This window comes from Lentzea sp. NBRC 105346 (genome assembly GCF_030269605.1).
Lineage (GTDB): Bacteria > Actinomycetota > Actinomycetes > Mycobacteriales > Pseudonocardiaceae > Lentzea.
Genome location: NZ_BSTQ01000011.1, coordinates 271,969 through 297,961 on the forward strand (window position 1 = coordinate 271,969; position 25,993 = coordinate 297,961).

The 25,993-nt window shown below is 68.5% G+C and carries 26 protein-coding genes; 11 read left to right on the forward strand and 15 right to left on the reverse strand.

Translation table 11 applies throughout. The features are described from left to right. Positions 1-2: 2 nt before the first annotated feature. Both QSK35_RS24235 and QSK35_RS24240 read left to right on the forward strand, forming a co-directional pair. Entirely contained in the window at positions 3-914 is a 912-nt protein-coding gene (locus tag QSK35_RS24235) for a hypothetical protein (RefSeq protein ID WP_285749741.1), read from the forward strand. Between the two features lie 193 nt (positions 915-1,107). After that, positions 1,108-3,393, forward strand: coding sequence for an FdhF/YdeP family oxidoreductase (locus tag QSK35_RS24240; RefSeq protein WP_285749742.1), 2,286 nt, complete (start codon positions 1,108-1,110; stop codon positions 3,391-3,393). A 60-nt stretch (positions 3,394-3,453) separates the two neighbouring features. Here QSK35_RS24240 and QSK35_RS24245 read toward each other — a convergent pair whose 3' ends face one another. Beyond that, positions 3,454-5,646, reverse strand: coding sequence for a glycosyl hydrolase family 28 protein (locus QSK35_RS24245; RefSeq protein WP_285749743.1), 2,193 nt, complete (start codon positions 5,644-5,646; stop codon positions 3,454-3,456). Positions 5,647-5,759: 113 nt separating this feature from the next. On the opposite strand from QSK35_RS24245, the gene QSK35_RS24250 reads away from it, so the two are divergent. Both QSK35_RS24250 and QSK35_RS24255 read left to right on the forward strand, forming a co-directional pair. Continuing rightward, positions 5,760-6,017, forward strand: a complete 258-nt coding sequence (locus QSK35_RS24250) for a DUF2238 domain-containing protein (protein WP_285749744.1) — start codon at positions 5,760-5,762, stop codon at positions 6,015-6,017. Between the two features lie 2 nt (positions 6,018-6,019). Beyond that, entirely contained in the window at positions 6,020-6,247 is a 228-nt protein-coding gene (locus QSK35_RS24255; protein ID WP_285749745.1) for a DUF2238 domain-containing protein, read from the forward strand. A gap of 78 nt (positions 6,248-6,325) precedes the next feature. On the opposite strand, the gene QSK35_RS24260 is transcribed toward QSK35_RS24255, so the two are convergent. Continuing rightward, positions 6,326-6,889: a winged helix-turn-helix domain-containing protein gene (locus tag QSK35_RS24260; RefSeq protein WP_285749746.1), complete on the reverse strand. Its 564-nt coding sequence runs from the start codon at positions 6,887-6,889 to the stop codon at positions 6,326-6,328. A gap of 59 nt (positions 6,890-6,948) precedes the next feature. Beyond that, complete coding sequence (locus QSK35_RS24265; protein ID WP_285749789.1) at positions 6,949-8,472, reverse strand: phytoene desaturase family protein; 1,524 nt, start codon at positions 8,470-8,472, stop codon at positions 6,949-6,951. 59 nt (positions 8,473-8,531) lie between these two features. On the opposite strand from QSK35_RS24265, the gene fdhD reads away from it, so the two are divergent. Genes fdhD through QSK35_RS24280 form a run of 3 tightly spaced genes read left to right on the forward strand, consistent with a single transcriptional unit; the run spans position 8,532 to position 11,405 of the window. Further along, the gene (gene fdhD / locus QSK35_RS24270; protein ID WP_285749747.1) at positions 8,532-9,362 is read left to right on the forward strand and encodes a formate dehydrogenase accessory sulfurtransferase FdhD; all 831 of its coding nucleotides are present in this window, start codon (positions 8,532-8,534) and stop codon (positions 9,360-9,362) included. Beyond that, positions 9,349-10,488 (forward strand): CaiB/BaiF CoA transferase family protein, encoded by a 1,140-nt coding sequence (locus QSK35_RS24275; protein WP_285749748.1) that lies wholly within the window; start codon positions 9,349-9,351, stop codon positions 10,486-10,488. Before fdhD ends, QSK35_RS24275 begins: the two co-directional genes overlap by 14 nt. A 38-nt stretch (positions 10,489-10,526) precedes the next feature. Next, positions 10,527-11,405, forward strand: a complete 879-nt coding sequence (locus QSK35_RS24280; RefSeq protein WP_285749749.1) for an alpha/beta hydrolase — start codon at positions 10,527-10,529, stop codon at positions 11,403-11,405. Here the strand turns inward: QSK35_RS24280 and mutM are convergent. The 6 genes from mutM to QSK35_RS24310 form a co-directional block, all read right to left on the reverse strand. Continuing rightward, positions 11,353-12,246 carry a bifunctional DNA-formamidopyrimidine glycosylase/DNA-(apurinic or apyrimidinic site) lyase gene (gene mutM / locus QSK35_RS24285; protein WP_285749750.1) on the reverse strand — a complete coding sequence of 298 codons (894 nt, stop codon included), beginning with the start codon at positions 12,244-12,246 and terminating at the stop codon, positions 11,353-11,355. The genes QSK35_RS24280 and mutM overlap by 53 nt on opposite strands. 1 nt (position 12,247) lies before the next feature. After that, positions 12,248-12,391 carry a hypothetical protein gene (locus QSK35_RS24290; RefSeq protein WP_285749751.1) on the reverse strand — a complete coding sequence of 48 codons (144 nt, stop codon included), beginning with the start codon at positions 12,389-12,391 and terminating at the stop codon, positions 12,248-12,250. A gap of 61 nt (positions 12,392-12,452) precedes the next feature. Beyond that, positions 12,453-13,256, reverse strand: a complete 804-nt coding sequence (gene rnc / locus QSK35_RS24295) for a ribonuclease III (RefSeq protein WP_285749790.1) — start codon at positions 13,254-13,256, stop codon at positions 12,453-12,455. 16 nt (positions 13,257-13,272) lie between these two features. After that, positions 13,273-13,455 carry a 50S ribosomal protein L32 gene (rpmF, locus tag QSK35_RS24300; protein WP_285749752.1) on the reverse strand — a complete coding sequence of 61 codons (183 nt, stop codon included), beginning with the start codon at positions 13,453-13,455 and terminating at the stop codon, positions 13,273-13,275. A 2-nt stretch (positions 13,456-13,457) separates the two neighbouring features. Beyond that, positions 13,458-14,039 carry a YceD family protein gene (locus tag QSK35_RS24305; protein WP_285749753.1) on the reverse strand — a complete coding sequence of 194 codons (582 nt, stop codon included), beginning with the start codon at positions 14,037-14,039 and terminating at the stop codon, positions 13,458-13,460. Between the two features lie 906 nt (positions 14,040-14,945). Further along, on the reverse strand, positions 14,946-15,662 hold the full coding sequence (locus QSK35_RS24310) for a DivIVA domain-containing protein (RefSeq protein WP_285749754.1): 717 nt from the start codon (positions 15,660-15,662) through the stop codon (positions 14,946-14,948). A gap of 94 nt (positions 15,663-15,756) precedes the next feature. Between QSK35_RS24310 and QSK35_RS24315 the strand changes: the two genes are divergently transcribed. After that, positions 15,757-16,206, forward strand: a complete 450-nt coding sequence (locus QSK35_RS24315; protein WP_285749755.1) for a GNAT family N-acetyltransferase — start codon at positions 15,757-15,759, stop codon at positions 16,204-16,206. Next, positions 16,203-16,643, forward strand: a complete 441-nt coding sequence (locus tag QSK35_RS24320) for a GNAT family N-acetyltransferase (protein WP_285749756.1) — start codon at positions 16,203-16,205, stop codon at positions 16,641-16,643. The genes QSK35_RS24315 and QSK35_RS24320 overlap by 4 nt, the downstream gene beginning before the upstream one ends. Here the strand turns inward: QSK35_RS24320 and coaD are convergent. The 3 genes from coaD to QSK35_RS24335 are packed head-to-tail and all read right to left on the reverse strand — an operon-like array spanning position 16,640 to position 18,405. After that, complete coding sequence (gene coaD / locus QSK35_RS24325) at positions 16,640-17,122, reverse strand: pantetheine-phosphate adenylyltransferase (protein WP_285749757.1); 483 nt, start codon at positions 17,120-17,122, stop codon at positions 16,640-16,642. The genes QSK35_RS24320 and coaD overlap by 4 nt on opposite strands. 52 nt (positions 17,123-17,174) lie before the next feature. Beyond that, positions 17,175-17,723, reverse strand: coding sequence for a 16S rRNA (guanine(966)-N(2))-methyltransferase RsmD (gene rsmD / locus QSK35_RS24330; protein WP_285749758.1), 549 nt, complete (start codon positions 17,721-17,723; stop codon positions 17,175-17,177). A 4-nt stretch (positions 17,724-17,727) separates the two neighbouring features. After that, positions 17,728-18,405, reverse strand: coding sequence for an SDR family NAD(P)-dependent oxidoreductase (locus tag QSK35_RS24335; protein ID WP_285749759.1), 678 nt, complete (start codon positions 18,403-18,405; stop codon positions 17,728-17,730). A 156-nt stretch (positions 18,406-18,561) separates the two neighbouring features. Here QSK35_RS24335 and QSK35_RS24340 point away from each other — a divergent pair, with 156 nt between their 5' ends. Next, complete coding sequence (locus tag QSK35_RS24340) at positions 18,562-19,035, forward strand: TFIIB-type zinc ribbon-containing protein (RefSeq protein WP_285749760.1); 474 nt, start codon at positions 18,562-18,564, stop codon at positions 19,033-19,035. Here QSK35_RS24340 and QSK35_RS24345 read toward each other — a convergent pair. The 3 genes from QSK35_RS24345 to QSK35_RS24355 are packed head-to-tail and all read right to left on the reverse strand — an operon-like array spanning position 18,966 to position 24,277. Then, positions 18,966-19,766, reverse strand: coding sequence for an arginase family protein (locus QSK35_RS24345; RefSeq protein WP_285749761.1), 801 nt, complete (start codon positions 19,764-19,766; stop codon positions 18,966-18,968). The two genes, QSK35_RS24340 and QSK35_RS24345, sit on opposite strands and share 70 nt — an antisense overlap. A gap of 4 nt (positions 19,767-19,770) precedes the next feature. Beyond that, on the reverse strand, positions 19,771-20,850 hold the full coding sequence (locus tag QSK35_RS24350; protein ID WP_285749762.1) for an MBL fold metallo-hydrolase: 1,080 nt from the start codon (positions 20,848-20,850) through the stop codon (positions 19,771-19,773). Between the two features lie 49 nt (positions 20,851-20,899). Continuing rightward, positions 20,900-24,277: a pyruvate carboxylase gene (locus QSK35_RS24355; RefSeq protein WP_285749763.1), complete on the reverse strand. Its 3,378-nt coding sequence runs from the start codon at positions 24,275-24,277 to the stop codon at positions 20,900-20,902. A 282-nt stretch (positions 24,278-24,559) separates the two neighbouring features. Between QSK35_RS24355 and QSK35_RS24360 the strand changes: the two genes are divergently transcribed. Next, entirely contained in the window at positions 24,560-25,729 is a 1,170-nt protein-coding gene (locus QSK35_RS24360) for a coiled-coil domain-containing protein (RefSeq protein WP_285749764.1), read from the forward strand. Positions 25,730-25,993 lie beyond the last annotated feature (264 nt).

Genomic DNA, 25,993 nt, shown 5'->3' on the forward strand with positions numbered 1-25,993 from the left:
GCGTGAGTGTTCCTGGGGGAATTGAAGATCATCCTGACCTGCGCGACGAGAAGTGGATCAAGCAGGCCACGAAGCGCGCGAAACGCGAGATCCGCAGGGAACGGCGCCGCTCCCGGCTCCGAGCGCGCAGCGGCCTGATCGTGTTCGTGGTCGCGCTGCTCGTGGTGGGAGCGGTGCTGTTCGGCCTGTACCGGGCGGGTGAGCTCAAGTTCGAGTCCGCCGCGCCGCCGGCCACGACGACTTCCGCGACGCCGGTCAAGCCGTTCATCGGCGTCGACCTCGAGCACCCGTTCCGGACGACCTTGGTCGAGTCGTGGGCGGAGGGCGGCGCCGGGCTGCAGCCGACGGACCCGAACCCGGAGTTCGCCACGGCCTACGACCAGGTGCGGCAGTTCATCATCACCGCATACACCGACAAGCGGGTGCTGGAGGCGCACGACCCGGAGCCGATCGCGGCACTGCTGGCGCCGTCGCAGCGCGACTGGGTGCACGCGACGGTCGGCAAGGGTTCGCTCGGCATCCGCATCGCGCAGGGCCAGCGGCTGTTGCCCGTGGCCCCCAGGTCGAAGGGCACGATGACCGCGACGAGGACGGCACCGGGCGAGATCACCGTGAAGGCGGACTTCACGTTCTCCTACGCGTTCCACACCGACGCCCCGCAATCGCTGACGTATCAGCGGGAGATCATCGCGTCCAGCCGCCACGAGATGACGATGGTCCTGCTCGACGGGCAGGGCATGCGGGTGAAGGCCATCAGCGGGTTCACGTTCGGCATGGCGTGCAAGGCGTCGCAGGAGGGGTATCTCGCGCCGAGTTTCAGCGAGCCCCGACTGAACACCGGCGGCTCTGACCACTCGGACGCGGTCGATCCGGCCAAACCGATGCCGACCGAAGGCAACTGCCCGGACAAGTAGCAGTCACCCGATCAGCGGTGACCACGCACAGTGGCGCAGGTCACAATCTGGGTAGCCGACGCATCCGCGTCCACTGTGGAGTCTGGCCACGGACCCGTAACCCCTTGGGGCCCGTGGTCCACCCCGCGCCGCTGGCACGCTCGTCTTCGGGGGCGTGCTGGCGGCGTTTTAATATGGGGTCCAGGATGTATCCATGACCAGCAAGCCCCCGTCGCACGACGTCGACGAGTCCCAGCTCGAAGTCTCCGCCCCTAAGCAGTGGGCCGCCGGTATTCCCGGTGTGATGGTTTCCCTGCAGCGCGGTGTCGAACAGATGGGGGTCACGCGCACGGTCAAAACACTCCGGCTGCTCAACCAGCGGGAGGGTTTCGACTGTCCCGGTTGCGCGTGGCCGGAGCCGCAGGGCCACCGGCGGATGGCGGAGTTCTGCGAGAACGGCGCCAAGGCCGTCGCGGAGGAAGCGACGAAACGCCGGGTTACCCGAGAGTTCTTCAAGAACCACAGCATCACCGACCTCGCCACCAAGTCCGACTACTGGCTGGGCCAGCAGGGCCGGCTCACCGAGCCGATGGTGTTGCGGGAAGGCGCTTCCCACTACGAGCCGATCGGCTGGGACGAGGCCTTCTCGCTCGTCGCAACGGAACTGAACGGTCTCGCCTCACCGGACGAGGCGATTTTCTACACGTCCGGGCGAACTTCTAACGAGGCCGCGTTCCTCTACCAGCTGCTGGTGCGGTCGTTCGGCACCAACAACCTGCCGGACTGCTCCAACATGTGCCACGAGTCGTCCGGCGCGGCGCTCATCGAGACGACCGGTGTCGGCAAGGGTTCGGTGTCGTTGCACGACATCACGATCGCGGACCTCATCGTCGTGGTCGGCCAGAACCCCGGCACGAACCACCCGCGCATGCTGAGCGCACTGGAGGAGGCCAAGCGCAACGGCGCCCGCATCATCGCGGTGAACCCGTTGCCCGAGGCAGGGTTGATGCGGTTCAAGAACCCGCAGAACGCGCGCGGCGTCATCGGCCGCGGCACCGCGCTCGCGGACGAGTTCTGCCAGATCCGCATCGGCGGCGACCAGGCGCTGTTCCAGGCGATCGGTCACCTGCTGCTGACGTGGGGCAAGGTGGACCGGGAGTTCATCGACTCGCAGACGCACGGCTTCGAGGAGTATGCCGCGCACGTGCGTGCCCTGGACTGGAAGACCGTCGAGCACGCGACCGGGATGACGCGCGAGCAGATCACCCGCGTGGCGGGCATGTTCGTCGACTCGCAGCGCACGATCGCCTGCTGGGCCATGGGTCTGACGCAGCACAAGCACGCGGTGCCGACGATCCGCGAGATCACCAACGTGATGTTCCTGCGCGGCATGATCGGCAAACCCGGCGCCGGCCTCTGCCCGGTGCGCGGTCACTCGAACGTGCAAGGCGACCGCACGATGGGCATCAACGAGAAGGCGCCCGCCAAGTTCCTCGACGCCCTGGAAGCCGAGTTCGGCGTCACCGTGCCGCGCGAGCACGGGTTCGACACCGTCAACGCCATCCGCGCGATGCGCGACGGCCGCGCCCGCGTGTTCTTCGCCGTCGGCGGCAACTTCGTCTCGGCCACGCCGGACACGCCCGTCACCGAGGCCGCGATGCGGTCGTGCGGGCTGACCGTGCACGTCTCCACGAAGCTCAACCGCTCGCACGTCGTGCACGGCCGCACGGCACTGATCCTGCCGACGCTCGGCCGCACCGAGAGCGATCTGCAGCACTCCGGCGAGCAGTTCGTGACGGTCGAGGACTCGATGTCCGTCGTGCACCGCTCCCAGGGCCGCCTGACGCCGGCGTCGGACCAGCTGCTGTCCGAGATCTCGATCGTGTGCCGCCTGGCGCGCAAGGTGCTGCCGGACAGCACGATCCCGTGGGAGGAGTTCGAGAAGAACTACGACCTCATCCGCGACCGCATCGCCAACGTCGTGCCCGGCTGCACCGACTACAACGCCCGCGTCCGCGAACCGGACGGTTTCGTGCTGCCCCATCCGCCGCGCGACTCGCGGTCGTTCCCCGGCACTTCGACGGGCAAGGCGAACTTCACCGCCAACGAGCTGACCGTCCTGGACGTGCCGCCCGGTCATCTGCTGCTGCAGACGATGCGCAGCCACGACCAGTACAACACGACGATCTACGGCCTGGACGACCGCTACCGCGGCGTGAAGGACGGCCGCCGGGTGATCCTGGTGAACCCGTTGGACATCAAGGAACTCGGCGTCGCCGACGGTCAGATCGTCGACCTGGTGTCGGAGTGGGCGGACGACCCGACGGGCGTGACGAAGCGCCGCGCCGAGTCGTTCCGCGTCATCTCCTACCCCACCGCGCGTGGCTGCGCGGCGTCGTACTTCCCCGAGGCGAACGCGTTGATCCCGCTCGACTCCACGGCCGAGACGTCCAACACGCCCACCTCGAAGTCGATCGTCGTGCGGATGGAGACCCGCTAGGTGCTATGGGGGGAGCTTTGCAAGCGCCCAGCGCTTGCAAAGCTCCCCCCATAGCAACCGCTAGACGATCGCGATCGTGTAGTTGCTGCCGGAGGCGGCGTTCGGACCGAGCGCCACCTCACCGGCGGTGAACCCCTTGGCGTACAAGCGGAACGTCTTCGGGGTCGACTCGCTGTTCACCAGGGACAGACCGGTGTCCAGCCACAGGTTGTCCATCCACGGCCGCTTGCCGGACCTGGTGTCGACCGCGACGTACACCACCGCGTCGCGGCTGATAGTGAACCGCACCAACGGGTTCTGGGTGGCGGCCTTGGAGTCGTTGGCCGTCCGGATCCACGCCGCGCCCGCCACTTCGGACGGCACGATCGTGAGGTTGAACGTCCGGTCGCCGTACTGCGCGATGCCCGTGCGGAGGTTGGACTGGATCGACCAGTCCGCCGCGTTCGCCGTGTCCGCGACGGAAAGCCCGCTCACGACGAGCTGCCCGTCACCGGCGATGGTCAGCGTGGCGTCGACGCTGTGCGACACGGACCCAGCGGTGCCGGTCACCCTGATCGGGTAGGTGCCGGGCTGCGCGCTCGGCCCGGTGAACACCTGCATCGTCGACGACTGGCCGGGAGTGACTTCGATCGGGTTGAAGCTGATCAGGACGCCCGCCGGGATATTCGTGGCGCGCAACGAGATCGGCCCCGGCGAACCGGAGATCGCCGCCGTCCGGATCGTGTAGGTCGTGTTCTCGCCCGGCTTCACCGTCTGGCTCGGCGGGTCGACGGCCAGCGAGAAGTCGTCGCTCACAGCGCATTTCTCGGTCGACCCGGTCGCGGAGATCCGCGGTGTGCCGGAGTTGCGCACGCAGTAGCCGTTGACCGACTGGAACCCGATGTCGAACGGGCTGTTCGTGCCGCGCTCCCAGCCGAACGTGTCGAACGTGATGTCGGACGAGCTGTTCGCGATCACGGCCGGCCGCCCGTCGTTCGAGACGAAGTCCACCGCGCTGTTGACGAACTTGATCCGGTCGGCGTACCGGATGTACCAGCCGTAGGCCGGCCGGGTACCGATGCTGTTCGGGTTGTAGTTGTTCGGGTCGTTGGACGGCGGGCTGGTCGACATGGTGCCGTTGCCGCCGGGCACGGTGATCTTGACGTTGTTGAACGTCACGTCGCTGACGTGGCCGCCCGCGTCACCCATGATCGTCGGACTGAACGACGGGGACGCGCCGCTGATCGTGATGTTGTCGTAGGTGATGTTGCTGATGCTGCCGATGCCGGGGTTGTTGCCGCAGCGTTTTCTCGTGCCGACCTTCAGCATGATCGGCGAGCGCACACCGGAGACGGTGATGTCCTTGTAGTGGACGTCGGAGATCTTCGCGCCGTCCATCGACACCAGGCCGAGGCCGGACTTGTTGGAGCCCTTGATGTCGATGCGCTGGAAGTCGTAGCCGGTGAAGTCGCCGCATGTCTCGGAGCCGAACATCAACGCGTTGCAGCACACCGCGGAGAGCTTCATGTCGCTGACGCGGACGTTGCCGTTGGACAGCTTCTGGCCGAGCGCGTAGTCGCTCTTGAACGCGAGCGCGTCGTCGTTCGCCGCGAAGTTGCCGTTGGTGATCGTGACGTTCGTGGTGCTGATGACGTTCCAGCCGTCGCGGTCGGACGCGGTGTCGATGGTGAGGCGGTCGGACACGACGTTCTTGCAGCCGTTGATCAGCATCGCGAAGTGCCCGCCGCGGCGCAGCTTGATGCCGCTGACCGTGAGGTTCTCGCAGCGAGTCAACGAGATGATCTTGTCGGCCTGCCCGGACGACGGGTTGCCGGTGATCAGGTTGCCGCCGCCGTCGATCGTGCCGGACCCGACGAACGCGATGTCGGTGAGCCGGTCACCCCAGATCATCGCGTTGTGGAAGTGGCTGTGGCCGTAGTCCTGGTACTGGTCCCAGGGGTTCGACTCGGGCGCGTCGTAGCCGCTGCCGGACGCCCCCATGATCGTCGAGCCGGCGTCCAGCTGGAAGGTGATCTTGCTCTTCAGGTGGATCGAGTTGGCCGACCGGTACGTGCCGCTCGGGAACTGCACGATCCCGCCGCCCGCGGCACTGGCCGCGTCGATCGTCCTGTTGATCGCGGCCGTGTCGTTGGTAGTGCCGTTGCCGGTCGCGCCGTAGTTCTTGACGTTGAAGGTCGCCGCTTGCGCAGGTGGGACGAACACCGTCATCGCGACGAGCGCTGCCCCCACCGCTACACCGAGTCTTTTGAACACCGCTGTTCTCCTCGGACCGTTGTGGAAATGTAAGCAGGGTGAAAACCTTTACAGCGGCGGCGAAGGTAGACGCTACGCCTGTAATGGGGATGACACGAGGCCACGTTTTGCTAATGGGGGCATTCGGTTTTCTGATCGCGGCGACCTGGTGGAACCCGCCGTGGCCGGCCGAGCAGGCATTGCACGACTCACTGGCGGTGGTCGCGCTCGGCCTGCTCGGCTGGGTCCACAAACGACGCCCGCTGCCGGTCGGCACGTGGGCGTGGGCGTTGCTGTTCTTCGGGTTGCACGCCGTCGCGGCGCGCTGGATCTACTCGTACGTGCCGTATGACGAGTGGACGGACGCGCTCTTCGGCGTGCGCCTGTCCTGACGATGACGCTCGGCGCGGACATGGCCGAGGCCTACAACGGTCAGCAGGGCGACATCTTGGATCCGCACAAGGACATGGCGCTCGCGCTGCTGGGCGCTCTCGTGGCGGTGGGACTTCAGACGATCGCGGGTCGGCGGCGAGCCGCCGCCCCGGTCCAGCGTTGGGACTCGGGCTCCTTCTTGGAGCTGTCGACGCGCGCGACGCGGCGGTCACGAGCATCGGATTCGTAGTCGTCCTGGCGTTGCTTTGCGATTGCAAGCGCGTCTGCGTTGTGCAGGAACATAGTGGACTCCCCAGTCGAAGCGGATCTACTTGTCTTCGGGCGCGACGGTCGTGCTCAGGAACAGGCGCACCGGCCGTGCACCTTCGGGCCGCGTCTCGGACTTCTCGTAACGGGACTCGAACCGCTGGAAGATCGCTTGGATCTCAGCACGAACGGCGGCGAGCTCTTCGGCGGTGATGAATGCGACGGTTGAGTTGAGGCCGAGCAAACGGCGCCAATTCTCCGCCTCCCGCCCGCTACCCCGCATCCGGTTTTTGATCTCGTCGAACTCTTTGTCGAGCAGCGCCATCGCCGCCGCCTCCGCGGCGAGCGCGCCCTCCGCGTCCAGACCTTCCCGCGAGAAGCTCTGGTCACGCCGGGCCAGCCGCCACGGCTTCTGCCTGCCGGGGCCGGGCACCTCCTCGACGAACCCGTACTTGGCCAGCATGTTCAGGTGGTACGAGCAGCTGGCCACGCTCTCGCCGAGCCGTTCGGAACACCGGGTCGCCGTGGCCTGACCTTCCTCGGTGAGCAGCTGGATCAGCTTCCACCGGAAGGGGTGCGACAGCGCCCGCAGTTCCTTGGGGTCGGTGATGGGTCCGTCGGCCATGAGACCACGGTACGCGTATCAAGAAGTCTTTAGCAAGGTTTCTTGATATAGGTTCCTTGCTATAGGTGTTCGAGCACCGCACGGGCCGCGTTGTGACCGCCAATGCCGCTCACGCCGCCACCCCGGCGAGCCCCCGCACCGCAGATGAAGATGTTGTCGACGTCGGTCTCGACGCCCCACTTGCCGACCTGCTCATCGGTCTCCGCGAACGGCCACGCCAGCTCGCCGTGGAAGATGTTGCCGCCGGGCAGACCCAGTTCGGCCTCCAGATCCAACGGCGTGCGCGCCTCGATGCACGGCCGGCCGGCCGCGTCCGTCGCGAGGCACGACTCGATCGGCTCGACGAGGTGCTCGTTGAGCTGCGCCAGGTAGCGGCCGACGAGCTCCTCGCGCAGCTCGTCGTTGCGGCCCTCGAAGAGCCTGGCGGGCAGGTGCAGGCCGAACAGCGTCAGCGTCTCGTGGCCGGCGAGCGACGGCCCGAGGATGGTCGGGTCGGTCAGCGAGTGGCAGTACATCTCGCCCGGCAGCACGCTCGGCACGTTGCCCGCGACGCTCTCCAGGTACGCGGTCTCCAGCTGGTCGTAGGTCTCGTCGAGGTGGAACGTGCCGGCGAACGCGATCCGGGCGTCGACGCCGCTGCGCAGCCGCGGCAGCTCCTTCAGCAGCATGTTGATCTTCAGCTGACAACCGGGTGCGTCCGGCTTGATCTCCTTGCCGCGCAACCGGTCCAGCAGCGAAGGGGCCACATTGGACAACACGAAGCGAGCGTCCACTGTGGTGTCGCGGTAGGTCACTGCAGCGGTCCTGCCGTCGGCCTCGATCCTCGTCACCTCGGCGTCGGTGACGATCTCGGCGCCGGCCTCGCGGGCGACGCGGAGCAGCTCGGCGGTGACGGCGCCCATGCCGCCGACCGGGACCTTCCACTCGCCCGTACCGTTGCCGATCACGTGGTAGAGGAAGCACTTGTTGGCCGCGAGCGAGTGCAACGAGGTGTGCGTGCCGATCAACGCGTCGGTCGCGACCACGCCGCGCACCAGGTTGTTCTCGAACAGCTCCTGCAAGGTTTGCCCGATCGGGCGATCGAAGACCTGCTCCCACACCCGCGATCGGGTGACGGCGTCCACCCGCAGCTTGGCGTGCTCGCGCGACTCGAGCGGTTCGAGCAGGGTCGGGGCGAGGGCCTGCGCCATCACCTCGAGGTCGGCGTACCAGCGCTGCCAGCGCTCGTAGTCGTCGAGCGAGCCGCACACCGCGCGGAACGACTCGGCGGTCGCCTCGCCGGGGTCGCGTTCGACGAGCAGGCCGGCCTTGCCGTCCGGCGTGTAGGAGGAGGCCGCACGCGACCGCAGCTGCAGGCGAAGGCCCAGGTCGGAGACGATCTGGTCCGGCATGAGGCTGACCAGGTAGGAGTACCTCGACAGGCGGGCCGCGACGCCGTCCCACGGCTCGGCGCTGACCGCTGCGCCGCCGACGTGGTCCAGCTTTTCGAGGACGACGACCGACCGGCCCGACTTGGCCAGGTATGCCGCGGCGACCAGCCCGTTGTGCCCGCCACCCACCACAACGACGTCGTACATGCGTATCTCCGTAACCTGGACGCAGGATCCGCATCGAAACTTAGCGGTCCGAAGGAGTTGTGGACATGGGTCGCGTCACCGTGCGGCGAGCGGTGGTCAAGGTGTCGTCGAGCGGTCGGCAGCACCGGATCGACGCGCTGGCCGCGGAAGAGCCGCTGGAGCTGCGGGTCGGCGGCCGCGCGCTGGCCGTCACGATGCGCACGCCGGGCCAGGACGTCGAGCTGGCGCACGGGTTCCTGCTCAGCGAAGGCGTGATCGGGTCGCTGGAGGACGTCTCGGTGGCGCGGTTCTGCGAGGGCACCGGCCCGGACGGGCAGAACACCTACAACGTGCTGGACGTGACGCTCGCGCCCGGTGTGGAGCCGCCGGTCACCGGCGTGGAGCGGAACTTCTACACGACCTCCTCGTGCGGGGTGTGCGGGAAGGCGGCGCTGGACGCCGTGCGGTTGAAGACGCGGTTCTCGCCTTCCGACGACCCGGTGCGGGTGTCCGTCGACCGGCTGACCGACTTCCCGGACGCGTTGCGGGAGCGGCAGAAGGTGTTCGAGTCGACCGGCGGGCTGCACGCGGCCGGGTTGTTCACCGCGTCCGGCGAGCTGCTCGTGGTGCGAGAGGACGTCGGCAGGCACAACGCCGTGGACAAGGTGCTCGGCTGGGCGTTGCTCCAGGGCCTGGTGCCGTTGCGGGGCATGGTGCTGATGGTGTCCGGGCGCGCGTCGTTCGAGCTGGTGCAGAAGGCCGCGATGGCCGGGATTCCGGTGCTGGCGGCCGTGTCGGCGCCGTCGTCGCTGGCCGTTGAACTGGCCGAGGAACAGGGAATGACGCTGATCGGGTTCCTGCGCGGCTCTTCGATGAACGTCTACACGGGACAGGAGCGGCTGCTTGAGACCCCTTGACGGCGTGATCGTCGTCTCGCTGGAACAAGCGGTCGCCGTGCCCTACGCGACGCGGCTGCTGGCGGACCTCGGCGCGCGGGTGATCAAGATCGAGCGGCCCGAAACCGGTGACTTCGCACGGCACTACGACTTGTCGTGCGGCTCCGTGTCGTCCTACTTCGCGTGGACGAACGTGGGCAAGGAGTCCGTCACGCTCAACATCAAGGCGCCCGAGGCGCGCGAGGTGCTGTCGCGGTTGGCCGCGAAGGCGGACGTGCTGCTGTGCAACCTCTCGCCGGGCGTGTGGGAGAAGCTCGGGATCGAGCTGCCACCGTCGCTGATCTTCGGCTCGCTGTCGGGATACGGGACCGACGGGCCTTATGCGTCGCGCAAGGCGTTCGACGCGCTCGTGCAGTCCGAGGCGGGGCTGGTCTCGCTGACCGGCGAAGGTGACGTGACCGCGCGGGCGGGCATCTCGGTCGCCGACATCGCGGCGGGCGTGCAGCTGCAGTCCGCGGTGCTGGCGGCGTTGCTGCAGCGGTCGCGGACCGGTGCCGGCGCACGGTTGGAGCTGTCGCTGTTCGACGCGCTGGCGGAGTGGATGCACCAGCCGATGCTCTACGCGGCCGGGACGGGTGCGTCGGCGCCGCGGACAGGGGCGCACCACCCCAGCATCGCGCCGTACGGGCCTTTTCCATGCGCGGACGGGTCAGTGCACCTGGCGGTTCAGAACGACGGCCAGTGGCGGCGTCTGTGCGCATTGGCGGGCTTGCCCGACGACCCCCGGTTCGCGACCGTCGTATCGCGGGTACAACATCGAGAGGAGTTGCACGGGCTGCTGGAACGGGCATTCGCGGCGTTCACCTCGGACGACCTGCTGGCCGCCCTGGACGCCGCGGACGTGCCCGCCGCGCGGACGCGGTCGATCACCGAACTGCCCACGCACCCGCAGCTCTCGGCGCGCGACCGCTGGGTCGACGTGTCGGTCCCGGACGGATCGGTGCGGATGCTGCGTCCCCCGGTGGACGGAATGGACTGGTCACCGGGTGCCGTCCCGGCGCTCGGAGCCCACAATGATCACGTGCTGCACTGGATCGGTTACTCACCGGAAGATGTGACCGAATTACGCGCGCGATCCGTCTTCTAAGGGGAAACGACGGACGGTACGCGCGCGATGAGGTGGGCATGGGGGAACCGAGGTTCAGCCGCCGCACACTACTCGCGTCCATCGGCGCGGTCGGTCTGACCGCGGCCGGGGTCGCGTTGAAGGTGTCGTCTTCGCGCACGCCGTTGTCCGAGGCGATCAGCCCGGCGGGCAACATCGCCGCGTCCGCCAAGTCCCCCGACGTCCGGGTCGAGCGGGTGTTCTCCCAGGCACGCGGTCGCTATGTCGATTTGATGCTCGTGCTGCCGGGCGGTGTGTCGACCGCCAAGCTGCCCATGTCGATTCTGCTGCACGGCCTGCACGGCGACGCCCGCCACGCGGCGTGCGGCGGACTGCCGCAGGCGCTGAACTCGGCCGTCGCACGCGGCACCGTGCCGCCGTTCGGCTTCGTCGCGGTCGACGGCGGTGACCACTACTGGCACGAGAATGTCGCCGGTGACGACCCGATGAAGATGCTGCTCGACGAGGTGCCGGGGTGGCTGCGCGAACGCGGTCTCGCCGAGCCCTTCGCCTGCACGGGCGTGTCGATGGGCGGTTTCGGCGCGTTGCTCTACGCCCGCCGCCGGCTGGAGCGCGGCACACCGCTCGGGGCCGTCGCCACGATCGCACCCGCGTTGATCACGTCGTGGACGGAGATGCGCAAGCGCCGGGCGTTCACCAACGAGTCCGTGTGGGCCGACATGGACCCGCTCAAGCACCTGACCGCGACCGGCTCGACGCCCGTGGGCGTCTGGATCGGCGACCGCGACCAGTTCGTCGGCGGCGCCCGCCGGTTCATCGCGGACGTGCACCCGGCGGTGGGGCACATCGGCCGCGGTGGGCACAACGACGACTTCTACAAGACCGTCACGCCGGACGTCGTGCGGTTCCTCGGGAAACACGCGAAGCGCGCGGTTTAGGCTGGCAGACGGGGCACGAGAAGGACGATCGGTTCATGAACGCCTCGCGCACGATCGACGTTCCGCAGCGCCCGCAGGGCTCGTTCTCCTGGCCGTAGGCGTTCAGCGACCGGTCGAAGTAGCCGGACTGGCCGTTCACGTTGACGTAGAGCGCGTCGAAGCTCGTGCCGCCCTGGTCGAGCGCCTCGTGCATCACGTCCGTGGCGTGTTTCAGCAGCTCAGTGGCCAGCGCTTTGGTGAGACCGCTGGCGGGCCGGGTGCCGTGCAGGCGGGTGCGCCAGAGGGCTTCGTCGGCGTAGATGTTGCCGATGCCGGAGACGAGGGTCTGGTCGAGCAGGGCGCGTTTGACCTCGCTCTTTCGGGCTCGCAGCGCCCTGACGGCGGCGTCGAGGTCGAAGTCCGGGTCCATCGGGTCGCGCGCGATGTGCGCGATGGGTTCCGGGAGACGTGCGCCGTCCTTCTCGACGACCTCGGCGAGGGCGAGTCCGCCGAAGGTCCGCTGGTCGACGAAGCGCAGCTCAGGGCCGTCGTCGGCGAACCTGATCCGGACGCGTAGATGTTTCTCGTCCGGGGTACCAGAGGGTTGCACGAGCATCTGACCGCTCATGCCGAGGTGGGCGAGCATGGCGAGGTCTTCGCCAAGCTCGACCCAGAGGTATTTGCCCCTCCGCTGGGCAGCCACCATCGGCAGGCCCTTGAGGCGCGTGCTGAAGTCAGCGGCGCCCGGCAGGTGCCTGCGGATGGCCCTGGGGTGCAGCACCTCCACATCGGAAATCACCCGATCGGAGACATGCCGATCGAGGCCGCGGCGCACGACCTCGACCTCGGGGAGTTCGGGCACTTCAGTCTTCGGACGAGTCCTCGTCGGGCACGTCGACGATGGCCGCGGCCTGCGGCTTCGTCGGCTTGAGTACCCATACGCCCGCCTGGCTGTGATCCCGGACCAGCACGAGGCCCTGGATTCCCCCGCTGCGGCTGGCGTTCATCGGGCCCCGTGCGGGGCGGCGACGGTTGGTGCGATACCTGGTGGCATACATCGCGTTGTCTCTAGTCTTCCTCGGTTGGGGAGGTCCCTGGCGTCACCGAGGCGCCATTCTGTCCGTTCGCGGACGCCGCCGACTCCTGCTCGGCGAGCACCCGCTCCGACAGAACATGATAGGCGGCTTCGGCCGCCTTCTGCTCGGCTTCCTTCTTGGTGCGCCCATCACCCTTGCCGTACGCCTGTCCTCCGACGAGCACCGTGGCGGTGAACTCCTTGCGGTGGTCAGGCCCTTGGTCATCGACCTTGTACTCGGGCACTCCGAGTGTGGCCTGGGCGGTGAGTTCCTGCAGGCTGGTCTTCCAGTCCAGGCCGGCGCCCAGGAGAGGGGCCTTGGCCAGCAGCGGATCGAACAGCCGGTGAACCAACGTTCGTGCGGTATCGATACCGAACTGCAGGTACACCGCACCGATGACGGCCTCGAGACCGTCCGCGAGGATGCTCGCCTTGTCCCTGCCGCCGGTCAGCTCCTCGCCTCGACCGAGCAACAGGTGAGCGCCCAGCCCACCGGCGCCGAGGTTGCGCGCCACCCCCGCGAGCGCGTGCATGTTCACGACGCTGGCGCGGAGCTTGGCGAGCTGCCCTTCGGGCAGGTCAGGATGGGTGCGGTACAGGTGGTCCGTAACCACCAGGCCCAGCACGGCGTCGCCGAGGAACTCGAGACGCTCGTTCGGCGGCAAGCCACCGTTCTCGTACGCGTAGGACCGATGGGTCAGGGCGAGCACGAGCAGCTCGGCGTCGATTTCGACGCCGAGCGCTTCGAGCAAAGGCGCACGATCAGGAGCTTGACCGCGCGACGACCTTCCCCCCACTACGTGGTCGAGGAGATCAGGCCGGCTGAGCGACCTGGCGGCCAGCGTACTGACCACAGGCCGGGCAGGCGACGTGCTGCGGCTTCGGCTGCTTGCATGCCTTGTTCTGGCACGCAACCAGGTGCACGGCAGACGTCTTCCACTGGGCGCGGCGGGCGCGGGTGTTCGCGCGCGACATCTTCCGCTTCGGGACGGCCACGACTACTTCTCCTCCGAGTTGTCACCACTGAACCGCTCTTGCAATGCGGCCCAGCGAGGGTCAATCGTCTCATGCCCGTGGTCGGGCCCGAGCTCCGCCCGCCTGCCGCCGCACTCGGGGCAAAGCCCCTGGCAGTCCGGCTCGCAGAGCGGCACCTGCGGCAACGCGAGCACAATGGCGTCGCGAACCACAGGCTCGAGGTCGATCAGATCGTCAACGATCCGGCTGACCTCGTCTTCTTCAGTGGTCTCGTCCGTGGTGCTGTCCGGATACGCGTACAGCTCCGTGATGTGGACCAAGACCGTGTCGGTGAGCGGCTCGAGACACCTCGAGCACTCCCCCTCGACGTCCGCCGACGCGGTACCCGTGACCAGCACGCCTTCCACGACGGACTCCGTCAACAGGTCGAGTTCGACCTCCCCGCCCTTACCCACCGCGATCACGCCTTCAAGCCCAACCCCTTCAGCCGGAACGCTCCTCTTCAGAGGTCGGCTGGAGCCCGCACGACGACCGAGGTCCCTGGTGTCGAAAACCCAGGGCCCGGTGGCTGCGGGACGCGTGGACGCGTGACGATGCTCAGACATAATCGGGTGTTTGCTGGCGGGGACCTACCACGTCCAGCCGCTCCAGGGTACGGGACGAGTGGCCGAGGCGTGAAATCGCCAGGTGATCGCACACAAATGTGTGCCCAAGACCACCTACCACCGTCCCCCGAACGGCCCACACGACGCGCGAAGCGCGAGCCCCACCCACGCGATGCGCGAAGCGCGAGCCCCAGCCCCACCCACTCGATGCGCGAAGCGCGAGCCCCAGCCCCACCCGCGCGCGCCAGCGCGCACTCCACCAGGGTGGTGGGCCTCCCGTCGCATCGCAGGCGCAGCCAAACCGCAGGTCAGACCCGGTGTCAAGGCACGCTTTTCGCCTTGACACCGGGTCTGACCTGCGGTTTCCTCCGGTGCGATGTGACGGGAGGCCCACCACCCTCAACGCAACCCACTACGAAACCGGACCACCGGGAGGGGGCCTCTTTGAGCTGAGCCGGGGTCCGGGGCGGAGCCCCGAGCAGGAAAAGGCGACCACGCACACAACCGGCAGCCAAGGCGCAACCACGCACCCAACCGGCAGCCAAGGAAAGTCAGCGCGTCGCACTAACGACCCCACCACGAAAGCCGCCGCGTCAACCCAAACCGCAGCCCGCGAAGCGAGCAGGACGCAAGGCGACACAACACCCGCGCAAAGGCGAGCCAGGGGTCCCCCCGAACGAAGCACCCCTTGCACATATCGAAGCAGGCACCCCCGACAAGATCAGCAACACAAGGACTCGCCGGATCCCAACTGACAAACCCGCAGGGACCGAACTGAGAACTCGCCAGAGCCGAACTGACGACTCACCGGGGCCGAACTGACGACTCGCGCGAGCACGCCCCCCGTTCAGGGGTCGGGAACGTACGACTCAGGGCACGCGAACGCACGACTCGCGCCGGCCCCGATCAGTCGTGGTAGTCGAACGGCGCCGCGGCCCCCGCAATAGCCGGCCCACGCAAGTGCGATCGCCCCTTGCCGACGGATCGGAGAGTGTGCGCAAGCAGATCCTCGAAGTCGGCCAACTTCCCATCCACATACGCGTCACACTCGTTCCGCAGCCGAATCGCCTCCGACTGCGCAGCGTCCAACACCCGCGCGGACTCAGCGTGAGCAGCCCGAACAACCTCGGTCGAGTCGACGAGCCGCGCCTGTTCAGCCCGCCCCTCCTCGGTAGCGCGCTCGTAGTTGGCCCGCCCAGCCTGAATCATCCGATCAGCCTCGGAGTGAGCCCGCCCGACGAGTTCGTCGTACTCCTGCCGCCCAGCGGCCACGGTCCGCTCAGCCTGATCCTCGGCCTCAGCGACCATCCGCTCAGCGCGAGCCCGAGCCTCGGACAACATCCGCTCAGCCTCAGCCTGCGCTTCGGCGAGAATCCGGTCAGCATCGGCGCGAGCCTTGGAAACGCCGGCCTCAGCCTCGTGCTTGGCCTTCCCGACGAGCTCATCGCGGTGATCGAGAACGTCCTGCGCGTCATCCAGCTCAGCCGGGATCGCATCGCGCACGTCGTCGAGCAGTTCGAGCACATCCCCGCGGGGCACGACACAACCCGAGGTCATCGGCACGCCGCGTGCTTCCTCAACGATGGTGACCAACTCGTCGAGGGCCTCGAACACCCGGTACACGTCACACTCCCACCTGTTGATCCCTCAATAGTCTGCACTGCGGATCTCCCCCGATCGTGGAGATCGCAGGGCGTGTCAAAGAACAGGGGGCAACATGGAGTTCGCCATCAGGCGCGCAACCCGAGACGACCTCGACCAGATCATCGAGTTGCTAGCCGACGACGTGCACGGCGCCACCAGGGAACGCCCAGGCAACCCGGTGTACGCGGAGGCGTTCGAAGAGATCGACAACGACCCGAACCGCCTGACGGCCGTGGTCGAGCAGCACAACGAACTGGTGGGCACCCTGAGCCTCACCTTCTCGCGCACCCTGGAGTACCAGGGCCGTCGCCGGATGAACATCGAGTCCGTGCGCGTCCACCGGAACCACCGCAAAGCGGGCATCGGCACCGAGATGATCAAGTGGGCCATCGACGAGGCCAAGCGCAGGGGGGTGGACGTCGTGCGGCTGACCAGCCACAACGACCGAGTGGACGCACACCGCTTCTACAAGCGGCTCGGCTTCACGCAGTCGCACGTCGCCATGGTCCTGGAGCTCGCATGAAGATCAGGCGCGCCACCCGCGAGGACGTCGCGGCGATCGTCGCCATGCTCGCCGACGACCCACTGGGCGCGACGCGGGAACGGCCGGGCGACCCCGCGTACGACAAGGCGTTCGAGGTCATCGACGCTGACCCGCACCAGTTTCTGGCGGTCGCCGAGGACAACGGCCAGATCATCGGCACGCTGCAGCTGACCTTCACGGCGGGCCTGTCCCGCACAGGCATGACCCGCGCGACCATCGAGGCGGTCCGCGTCCATGACGATCACCGGAAGGCGGGACTGGGCCGGCAGCTGGTCGAGTGGGCGATCGACGAGGCCCGCCGGCGCGGCGCGGGGCTCGTGCAGCTCACCACGGACGCGTCACGGCAGGAAGCCCATCGGTTCTACGAACGGCTGGGCTTCGTGCCGTCACACGTCGGCATGAAGCTGTCGCTCTAGCGGGTCTCCGCGAGGCGCTGCTGGAGACGCTGCAGCACGGACTGCGGCAGCAGGGAGGAGACGTCGCCGCCGTAGGTGGCGACCTCCTTCACCAGCGACGAGGCCAGGTAGCTGTAGAGCGGGTTCGTGGGCATGAACAGGGTGTCGACACCGGTCAGCTGATGGTTCATCTGCGCCATCTGCAGCTCGTAGTCGTAGTCGCTGACCGCGCGCAGACCCTTCACGATGGCCTTGACGTCGTTCTCACGGCAGTAGTCGACGAGCAGACCGTGCCACGAGTCGATCCGGACGTTCGGCCACTGCTTAGTGGTGTCGCGCAGCATGTCGATCCGCTCTTCGACCGAGAAGAGCGTGCGCTTGTTCTTGTTGATCATCACGGCGACGACTACCTCATCGAAGAGCTTCGACGCTCTCTCGATGATGTCCAGATGGCCGTTGGTGACCGGGTCATAGGAGCCGGGGGTCACGGCACGCGTCATGGGCGGACCGTAGCACCCGATCGGACGCGCCCAGAGGAGTGCGTGGTCCGCATCACGCTTGCGCCCAGTACAGCGCGGTGTCCCCGTATCGCTTGGCGCGCAACGGTTCCACCCCGTCCGGCCAGTCCGGTTCCGGACTGCGGGACGCCCGTTCGACGATGAGAACTGTGCCCTGCGCCACCCGTTCGTTGGAAACCAGAGCGGTGAGGACGCGCCCCAGCTCCTCGTCGGTCACCGCGTACGGCGGGTCCGCGAACACGATGTCGAACGCGTCGCCGCTGGTCGCGGTGAACGCCTCGGCGGGCCGGTTCACCACGGTGACGCCGCCGAGCCCCAGCTCACGGGCGTTGCCCTTGAGCACGTCCGCGGCCCTCCGGTCCGACTCGACGAACGTGGCCGCCGCCGCCCCGCGCGACAGCGCCTCGAACCCGAGCGCGCCGGACCCCGCGTAGAGGTCCAGGACGCGCGCGCCGTCGAGGTCCACCATGGACTCCAGCGCGCTGAACAACGCCTCGCGCACGCGTTCGGACGTGGGCCGGGTGCCCTTCAGCGGAACCTTCAGCCTGCGGCCGCCGGCGGTCCCGGCCACGATGCGCGTCACGCGCCTATCGTCCCAGGTGCGCTCCGCCGTTCACGGCCAGCACCTGTCCGGTGATGTGCCCCGCATCGGGAGACGCGAGGAACGCCACGAGCTTCGCGACGTCCTCGGGCGTCCCCGCCCGGCCGTTCTTGGTCTGGCCGACGAGCATCTCGCGCCGCTCGTCGGTCATCCGGTCGCCGAAGAACTCGGTGTCGACGATCAGTCCGGGTGAGACGACGTTGGCGGTGATCCCGCGGGGCCCGAGCTCGCCGGCCAGGTCCGCGGTCCACGCCTCGACCGCCGCCTTCGCCGCGCCGTAGCTCCCGCCGCCGCGCCGCCCGGCGATCGAGCCGAGCGTGATCACCCGGCCGTTGTCGTTGAGGCGGGGTTCGAGCGCTTCCGTGACCAGCACGGCGCTGACGACGTTCAGCTCGTAGTTGGCGAGCCACGTCTCCTTCACGCTGTCCCGCTGCACGACGCCACCCGCGTTGTTCACCAGGATGTCCACCCGCTCGGGCAGCTCGGCCTCACGAACCGCCTCCGGGTCGGTCGCGTCGAACGCCACCGCCTTGACGCCGGGCACCTGCGCGAGCACGTCGGCCCGCCGCCCGGTGATCACGACCTCGACGCCCTGCGCCACGAGCTCGAGCGCGATCGCCCGGCCGATTCCCGTGCCGCCGCCCGTCACCACCGCAGTTCGCACAGCCTTTCCCCCCAACACCTATGAGGGGTCCCCCCGCGAAGGGGGTCCCCTTGTTTTCATTTTTCCACGAAGGTCTGACAGTTCCCGGTCCATCGCAGCGCCAACGGCCCGTTCGCGCCACCGAATTGCGCTGGAGCCGCACGGCATGATGGGTGGATGAACGACCGGTTCCGCGACCAAGGAGTCACCAGAAACTCATTCGCCCTGGCGGACATCCTCGTCGTGTGCCCCCGCTGCGCGTCGCAAGCCGTGGTGACGCCGTGGGGTGCGAACCGCCGGCTGGCGTGTGGCAGCTGCGGTCACGCGGCGACGCGGCCGTTCAGCCGATCGGTGTGGGGCCCACCGATCGACCCGTACTTCGAGCTTCCCCTGTGGCTGCGAGCCGACTGCCGCGGCCACACGCTGTGGGCGTACAACGAGGCGCATCTGCTTTATCTGGAGCAGTACGTGTCCGCGAAGCTGCGGGAACGCGGCGAGATACCCGGCATGACGATGGTCGCCCGGTTGCCCGCATGGCTGAAGGACGCCAAGCACCGCGACGATGTCCTGCACGCCCTGCGTCAGCTCAAGGCACGCATTCCCGCCCGCACTGCCTCCAGCAACGGCACCAGCCGCCGCAACGAAGCCTGATCATCGGTCACGCACTCGGTGATCCCGGCCCCGACGATCGGCACCACCCGCGAGATCTCCCCGATCGCCGATACGACCGACTCGATGCTCATCCCGCCCGGCGAGCGGAACCGGGCACCGTCGAACGACGACGGGTCGAGCACGTCGAGATCGACGTGCAGGTAGACCGCCTCGGCCTCGGTCTCCAGCACGCACGAGCTGACCACACCCGCCAGGCGCGCCGCGGCGGGGGTGACGTGCCGGACCCGGCCCTCCCAGATCTGCCGTCGCTCGAAAGGATCGAACGACCGCGCGCCGATCAAAGCCACCCGGCTGACGCGGGGCGACAGCACGAACGAAGGGTCGCCGAGCCCCATGGCGGCCGCGAGGACCATGCCGTGGAACGCCCCGGACGGCGACGTCGAAGGGGTGTTCAGGTCGCCGTGCGCGTCGAACCACGCGACCGCGAGCTTGTGGCCGAAGCGCCGGCGGGCGAACGCCAGCGGCGCCAGCTCGACCCCGCAGTCGCCGCCGATCGTGAGCACCGGGCCCCGCGCCTCGGCGAGTGCTTTCTCCTGAGCCCGGCGCACGGCTAGGAGCTCGTCGCGACACAAGATCCCGTCGACCGCCGATGAACGGGTCGGCGGCACGTCGATCCACCGGTCCGCACCGGCGAGCAGTGCCAACGCCTGACCGGAGTCCGGACCGGACGAAGCAGCGCCCTGGTGCTGGGGGACGGCGTGGATCTCCACCGACTCAGGCCAGCGCCTGCCACCAGCCGGCCACCTCGGGTGGGTCGTCCACGTTGATCCGCTCACCAGGCCGCGGCACGGCCAGCGACACGTCGCGCGCCTTGGCCTCGCGCCACACCCGGTCCACCGGCTCGGTCCAGTCGTGCAGCGCCAGGTTGAACGTCGCCCAGTGCACGGGGATCAGCAGGCCGCCGCCGAGGTCGCCGAACGCGTCGAGGCCCTCCTCGGGCGTCATGTGGATGTCCGGCCAGCTCTCGTTGTACGCGCCGATCTGCATCAGCACCGCGTCGAACGGGCCGTATGTCGCGCCGATCTCCGAGTACCCGGAGAAGTAACCCGTGTCGCCGCTGTAGAAGACGCGGCGCCCCTCACGAACGATCACCCACGACGCCCACAGCGTCTGGTTGCGCTTGAAGGCACGGCCCGAGAAGTGCTGTGCCGCCGTGCAGGTCAGCGAAAACCCGTCCACGGCAAAGGTCTCATTCCAGTCGAGCTCGACGATCCGCTCGAGCGGCACCTGCCACCGCGTCAAATGCACCCCGATGCCAAGGGGCACCACGAAAACCGCGGAGGAGTTGTCGCGCAGCCACTTCACGGTCTCCATGTCGAGGTGGTCGTAGTGGTCGTGCGAGATCACCACGGCCGACAACGACGGCAGATCTTCCAGGCGGTGTGGCACCGGGTGCAGCCGGCGCGGGCCCACGTGCGCGGAAGGCGAACAGCGATCACTCCACACCGGATCGAGCAGCACGGCGGCACCGTCGATCTCGATCAGCGCGGAAGCGTGCCCGTACCAGGTGATGTGCAGGCCCGACGACACCGGTGCCGCTGGTCCGACCAGCGGCACCGGCGCCGAGGGCTTGCGTTTCTGCCCGCCGAACAGGAAGTCGCGCGCGGTGACCTTCGCGGCGTCGCCGTCCGGCATCACCCGCGTCGGGGCGGGGTTGTGGAACGTGCCGTCGCGGAACTGGGGCGAGCGGCTCATCTTCGCCGGGTCCGGCGTGCCACCCAGCGCGGCCGGAACGTCACGCAAAGTCCACGCGACGCCCGCCAGCCCGAGCAGCGCTCCCACCGTCTTCCTCATCGCGGCACCTCCTGCAACCACAACGCGGCGTGTGGATCAGGTGTTCCCGCTAACCGAGCACAATAAGCAGGTCACCGCCCTCGACCTGCTGCGCGCCGCGCAGCGCGAGCCGGGCGACGACACCGGCCTTGGGCGCGGTGATCGCGGCCTCCATCTTCATCGCCTCGATCGTCGCGATCGTCTGACCGGCCTCCACGCTGTCACCCTCGGCGACCACCGCGGTGACGACACCGGCGAACGGCGCGGCCACGTGGTCCGGGTTCGTGCGGTCGGCCTTCTCCGCGACCGGGATGTCCGCCGCGGCGGACTTGTCGCGCACCTGGATCGGCCGCAGCTGGCCGTTCAGGGTCGCCATGACGGTGCGAATGCCTCGCGCGTCGGCCTCGGAGATCGCCTCCAGGCCGATCAGCAGCCGCACACCGGGCTCCAGGTCGACCTGGTACTCCTCGCCCGGCCGCAGGCCGTAGAAGAAGTCCTTCGACCGCAGCACGGACGTGTCGCCGTACGCGTCGCGGTGCGCCAGGAACTCCTTGGTGGGAGCCGGGAACAGCAGGCGGTTGAGCGTCGCGCGGCGGTTCTCGGAGAGGCCGGCGGCGTCCTCGATCGTCAGCTCCTCCACGCCCTTCGGCGCGGGCCGGCCCTGCAACGCCTTGCTGCGGAACGGCTCCGGCCAGCCGCCGGGCGGGTCGCCCAGCTCGCCGTGCAGGAAGCCGATCACCGACGCCGGGATGTCGTACTTGCCGGGGTCCGCCTCGAAGTCCTTCGGGGACACGCCCGCACCGACGAGGTGCAGCGCGAGGTCGCCGACGACCTTGGACGACGGCGTCACCTTCACCAGGTGTCCGAGCATCCGGTCGGCGGCCGCGTACATCGCCTCGATCTCCTCGAACTTCTCGCCGAGACCGAGTGCGACCGCCTGCGTGCGCAGGTTGGAGAGCTGTCCGCCGGGAATCTCGTGGTTGTACACGCGGCCGGTCGGCGCCGGCAGGCCCGACTCGAACGGCGCGTACACCTTGCGCGCGGCCTCCCAGTACGGCTCCAGGTCGCACACGGCCTGCAGGTTGAGGCCGGTCGAGTGCTCGGTGTGGTCCGTCGCCGCGACGATCGCGGACAGCGGGGGCTGCGACGTCGTGCCCGCCATGGAAGCGGTGGCGCCGTCGATCGCGTCCACCCCGGCCTGGATCGCGGCCAGGTAGGTCGCCAGCTGGCCGCCCGCGGTGTCGTGCGTGTGCAGGTGGACCGGGAGGTCGAACTCCTTGCGCAGCGCGGTCACGAGCCTCGCCGCCGCGGGCGGGCGCAGGAGTCCGGCCATGTCCTTGATCGCGAGCACGTGCGCGCCCGCGCCGACGATCTGCTCGGCCAGCTTGAGGTAGTAGTCCAGTGTGTACAGACGTTCGTCCGGATCGGACAGATCACTGGTGTAGCACAGCGCGACCTCGGCGACGGCCGTTCCGGTCTCCCGCACGGCTTCGATCGCCGGGCGCATCTGCTCGACGTCGTTGAGCGCGTCGAAGATCCGGAAGATGTCGATGCCGGTCTCGGTCGCCTCCTCCACGAACGCCTTTGTCACGGCCTCCGGATACGGCGTGTAGCCGACCGTGTTGCGGCCGCGCAGCAGCATCTGCAGGTTGATGTTCGGCACGGCCTCGCGCAGCGCGGCCAGGCGCTCCCACGGGTCCTCGGCGAGGAACCGCAGCGCCACGTCGAACGTTGCGCCACCCCAGCACTCCAGCGACAGCAGCTCGGGCGTCAGCCGCGCGACGTGCGGTGCGACGTTGAGCAGGTCCTTGGTGCGCACGCGGGTCGCGAGCAGCGACTGGTGCGCGTCGCGGAACGTCGTGTCGGTGACACCGATCGGCTTGCGCTGGCGCAGCCACTGCGCGAAGCCCTCGGGGCCGAGCTCGGTCAGCTTCTGCTTGGAACCGGCGGGCGGCGGGGTGTTCAGGTCGACGACCGGCAGCTTGTCGCGCGGGTCTACGATGGACGGACGCGGCCCGTTGGGCCGGTTGACCGTCACGTCCGCGAGATACGTCAGCAGGCGCGTGCCACGGTCGGCGGAGTGCCGCGCGGTCAGCAGGTGCGGGCGCTTCTCGATGAACGAGGTGGTGACGCGGCCCTCGTAGAAGTCCGGGTCGTCCAGAACCGCCTGCAGGAACGGGATGTTCGTGGACACACCGCGGATGCGGAACTCGGCGACCGCGCGACGGGCCCGCGCCACGGCGAGCGCGAAGTTGCGGCCACGACAGGTGAGCTTGACGAGCATGGAGTCGAAGTGCGGGCTGATCGCCATGCCCGCGCCCGCGGTGCCGCCGTCGAGCCGGATGCCCGAACCGCCGGGCGAGCGGTACGCGCTGATCGTGCCGGTGTCCGGGCGGAATCCGTTGGCGGGGTCCTCGGTGGTGATGCGGCACTGCAGCGCGGCGCCGCGCAGCTGCACGGTCTCCTGGGACAGGCCCAGGTCCTCCAGCGTCTCGCCGGCGGCGATGCGCATCTGGGACTGCACGAGGTCGACGTCGGTCACCTCCTCGGTGACCGTGTGCTCGACCTGGATGCGCGGGTTCATCTCGATGAAGACGTAGTTGCCGTCCGGGTCGAGCAGGAACTCGACCGTGCCCGCGTTGCGGTACCCGATGTGCCGGGCGAACTTCACGGCGTCGTCGCAGATGCGCGCGCGCAGCTCGGGGTCGAGGTTCGGCGCGGGCGCGATCTCGATCACCTTCTGGTGGCGCCGCTGCACCGAGCAGTCGCGCTCGAAGAGGTGAATCACGTTGCCCTGGCCGTCCGCGAGGATCTGCACCTCGATGTGGCGCGGCTCGACGACGGCCTGCTCGAGGAAGACGGTCGGGTCACCGAACGCGGACTCGGCCTCGCGTGACGCGGCCTCGAGCGACTCGCGCAGCGCGGCCGGGTCGTCGACCTTGCGCATGCCGCGGCCACCGCCACCGGCAACAGCCTTGACGAATACCGGGAACCGCATCTTCTCGCTGGCGGCGAGCAGCTCGTCGATGTCGGACGACGGGGCGCTCGACTCCAGCACCGGCAGCCCGGCCTCGCGCGCGGCCGCGATGGCGCGCGCCTTGTTACCGGTGAGCTCCAGCACTTCGGCGACGGGGCCAACGAACGTGAGACCCGCCTCACGGCACGCCAGTGCCAGCTCGGGGTTCTCGGACAGGAAGCCATAGCCGGGGTAGATCGCGTCGGCACCGGCCTTGCGCGCCGCCTTGATGATCTCGTCGACGGAGAGGTACGCCCGCACGGGGTGACCGGGCTCACCGATCTCGTAGGACTCGTCGGCCTTGAGGCGGTGCAGGGAGTTCCGGTCCTCGTGGGGGAAGACGGCGACCGTTCCAGCACCCAGTTCGTAGGCGGCTCGGAACGCTCGGATCGCGATCTCGCCGCGGTTCGCGACAAGAACCTTGCGGAACATGTCCGTTCCCTCCCGGTTACTCGGCGGTCAGTTTCGGCACGTTACCTTGCGGCTCCCGCCACTCGGGAGCGCTGTCCCACGTGACGGGCGTCATCCTGATCGATCCTTCGCGTGCGGCACCCGGTCGGACTCCACCCTGTAGTGGGATTCGCTGGATCGAGTGACGATCTTTCCGGGCATCTCGGTAGGGTGAGCCATATGGCCGGGGCCGATGGGACCGGGCAGCCTCCTGCCCGCACAGCACACTTCGACGTTGTACTCCGTGGTTACAACCAGCGACAGGTGAACGAACGCGTCACCCGTCTGGAGTTCGACCTGCGCAACTCCAACCGGGCCCGTGACGCCGCGGCCGCCCAGGCCGGTGAGCTGACGAAGCTCCTCAACGCGGCCAGAGCAGAACTCGACAAGGTCAAGGGCCAGCTGCACAACATCGCGAACAGCCCCGTCAGCGGCGCCAACGTGACCGAACGCGTACGCGTGATGATGAGCCTCGCCGAGGAGGAGATCGCCGACATCCGTAAGTCGGCGGTCGACCAGGCGAACAGCACCCGCGCCGAGGCCGACCGCTACGCGGCCGAGACGAAGGCCACGCACGCCCGGCTGTTGACCGAGCTGGAGGAACGGCGCAAGCAGCTGGAGGCGGCCCACCAGCAGCGCACGGTCGAGCTGCAGCAGCAGTACGACGAACGCCGCGCCTCGCTGGAGTCCGAGCACGCGGAACTGCGCGCCAAGCTGTCCGCCGAGCACGAGGCCCTGGTAGCCGAGGTACGCGCGGACGCTTCGCGCGTAGCCGAGGAGTTCGACCGCAAGACGGCTGAGCTGGAGGAGCGGCGGACGGCGCTGGAGCAGAAGTACTCCAAGTACCACGACGACCTGGACAAGGAGTACGACGAGCTCAAGTCGACCTTGAACGCCGAGCACCAGAAGGTGCTGACGGACGCGCGAGGCGAGGCGGAGCGGATCCTGGCCGAGGCCGCCGACCGCAAGAAGGCGGCGCTAGCGTCGCTGGAGGATGAGCTGGTCGCCAAGCGCACGGAAACCGAGAAGATGATCTCGGAGCTGGAATCCGAGGCGCTGGCCAAGGTCGAGGCGCTCACCATCGAGGCCACCACCAAGGCGGACAACACCGTCAACGACGCTTCCGTGTCGGCGGCGAAGACTCTGGCTGAGGCCAAGGCGGCTGCGGAGAAGACGGTGGCGGAGGCCTCCGCCAAGGCCGAGCAGACCATCCGGGAGGCCGACGAGCACGCGGACCGGCGCCTCTCGGCGGCGGCTCAGCGCGAGGCCCAGTTGCGCGCCGTGCACGAGAGTCTCACCAAGCAGTTCACTGCTGCTCAGGATGCCGTGGCCAAGGCGGCTGAGGTGTTGGAGCCGCTGCCTGAGGAGGGTGGGGACGCCAAGACTGAGCAGTTCCCGTTGCCTCGGCCGGACAAGGACGGCAAGAAGGCCTGACGGTCACGGTCCTGGCGTTCACGCGTTCGCAGGGGTCCTCCCGCTCGGGGGACCCCTGTTTTTAATTCTGCCAGTTGGGTCTGACAATTCTGGGCGTCGTGGGGCGCTGCCGGTTTCGTGCGTGGTCGCCTTTTGTCGGCTGCCGGTTTCGTGCGTGGTCGCCTTTTGTTGGCTGCCGGTGTCGTGGGGCGCTGCGTCTTCCGGGGGCGCCTTCGGCGCCGCGATTGGGGCTTGACTTGGGGCCCCTCGCGGCGTGGTGGGCCG

Coding starts and splice junctions, on each gene's coding strand:
- QSK35_RS24305 (WP_285749753.1), bottom strand. CDS start 14,039: ATGTCTGAGCATCGTCACGCGTCCACGCGTCCCGCAGCCACCGGGCCC.
- QSK35_RS24340 (WP_285749760.1), top strand. CDS start 18,562: ATGAACGACCGGTTCCGCGACCAAGGAGTCACCAGAAACTCATTCGCC.
- QSK35_RS24280 (WP_285749749.1), top strand. CDS start 10,527: ATGGGGGAACCGAGGTTCAGCCGCCGCACACTACTCGCGTCCATCGGC.
- QSK35_RS24290 (WP_285749751.1), bottom strand. CDS start 12,391: ATGAACGCCAGCCGCAGCGGGGGAATCCAGGGCCTCGTGCTGGTCCGG.
- QSK35_RS24240 (WP_285749742.1), top strand. CDS start 1,108: ATGACCAGCAAGCCCCCGTCGCACGACGTCGACGAGTCCCAGCTCGAA.
- QSK35_RS24355 (WP_285749763.1), bottom strand. CDS start 24,277: ATGTTCCGCAAGGTTCTTGTCGCGAACCGCGGCGAGATCGCGATCCGA.
- fdhD (WP_285749747.1), top strand. CDS start 8,532: ATGGGTCGCGTCACCGTGCGGCGAGCGGTGGTCAAGGTGTCGTCGAGC.
- QSK35_RS24250 (WP_285749744.1), top strand. CDS start 5,760: ATGGGGGCATTCGGTTTTCTGATCGCGGCGACCTGGTGGAACCCGCCG.
- QSK35_RS24260 (WP_285749746.1), bottom strand. CDS start 6,889: ATGGCCGACGGACCCATCACCGACCCCAAGGAACTGCGGGCGCTGTCG.
- QSK35_RS24320 (WP_285749756.1), top strand. CDS start 16,203: ATGAAGATCAGGCGCGCCACCCGCGAGGACGTCGCGGCGATCGTCGCC.
- coaD (WP_285749757.1), bottom strand. CDS start 17,122: ATGACGCGTGCCGTGACCCCCGGCTCCTATGACCCGGTCACCAACGGC.
- QSK35_RS24315 (WP_285749755.1), top strand. CDS start 15,757: ATGGAGTTCGCCATCAGGCGCGCAACCCGAGACGACCTCGACCAGATC.
- QSK35_RS24350 (WP_285749762.1), bottom strand. CDS start 20,850: ATGAGGAAGACGGTGGGAGCGCTGCTCGGGCTGGCGGGCGTCGCGTGG.
- QSK35_RS24255 (WP_285749745.1), top strand. CDS start 6,020: ATGACGCTCGGCGCGGACATGGCCGAGGCCTACAACGGTCAGCAGGGC.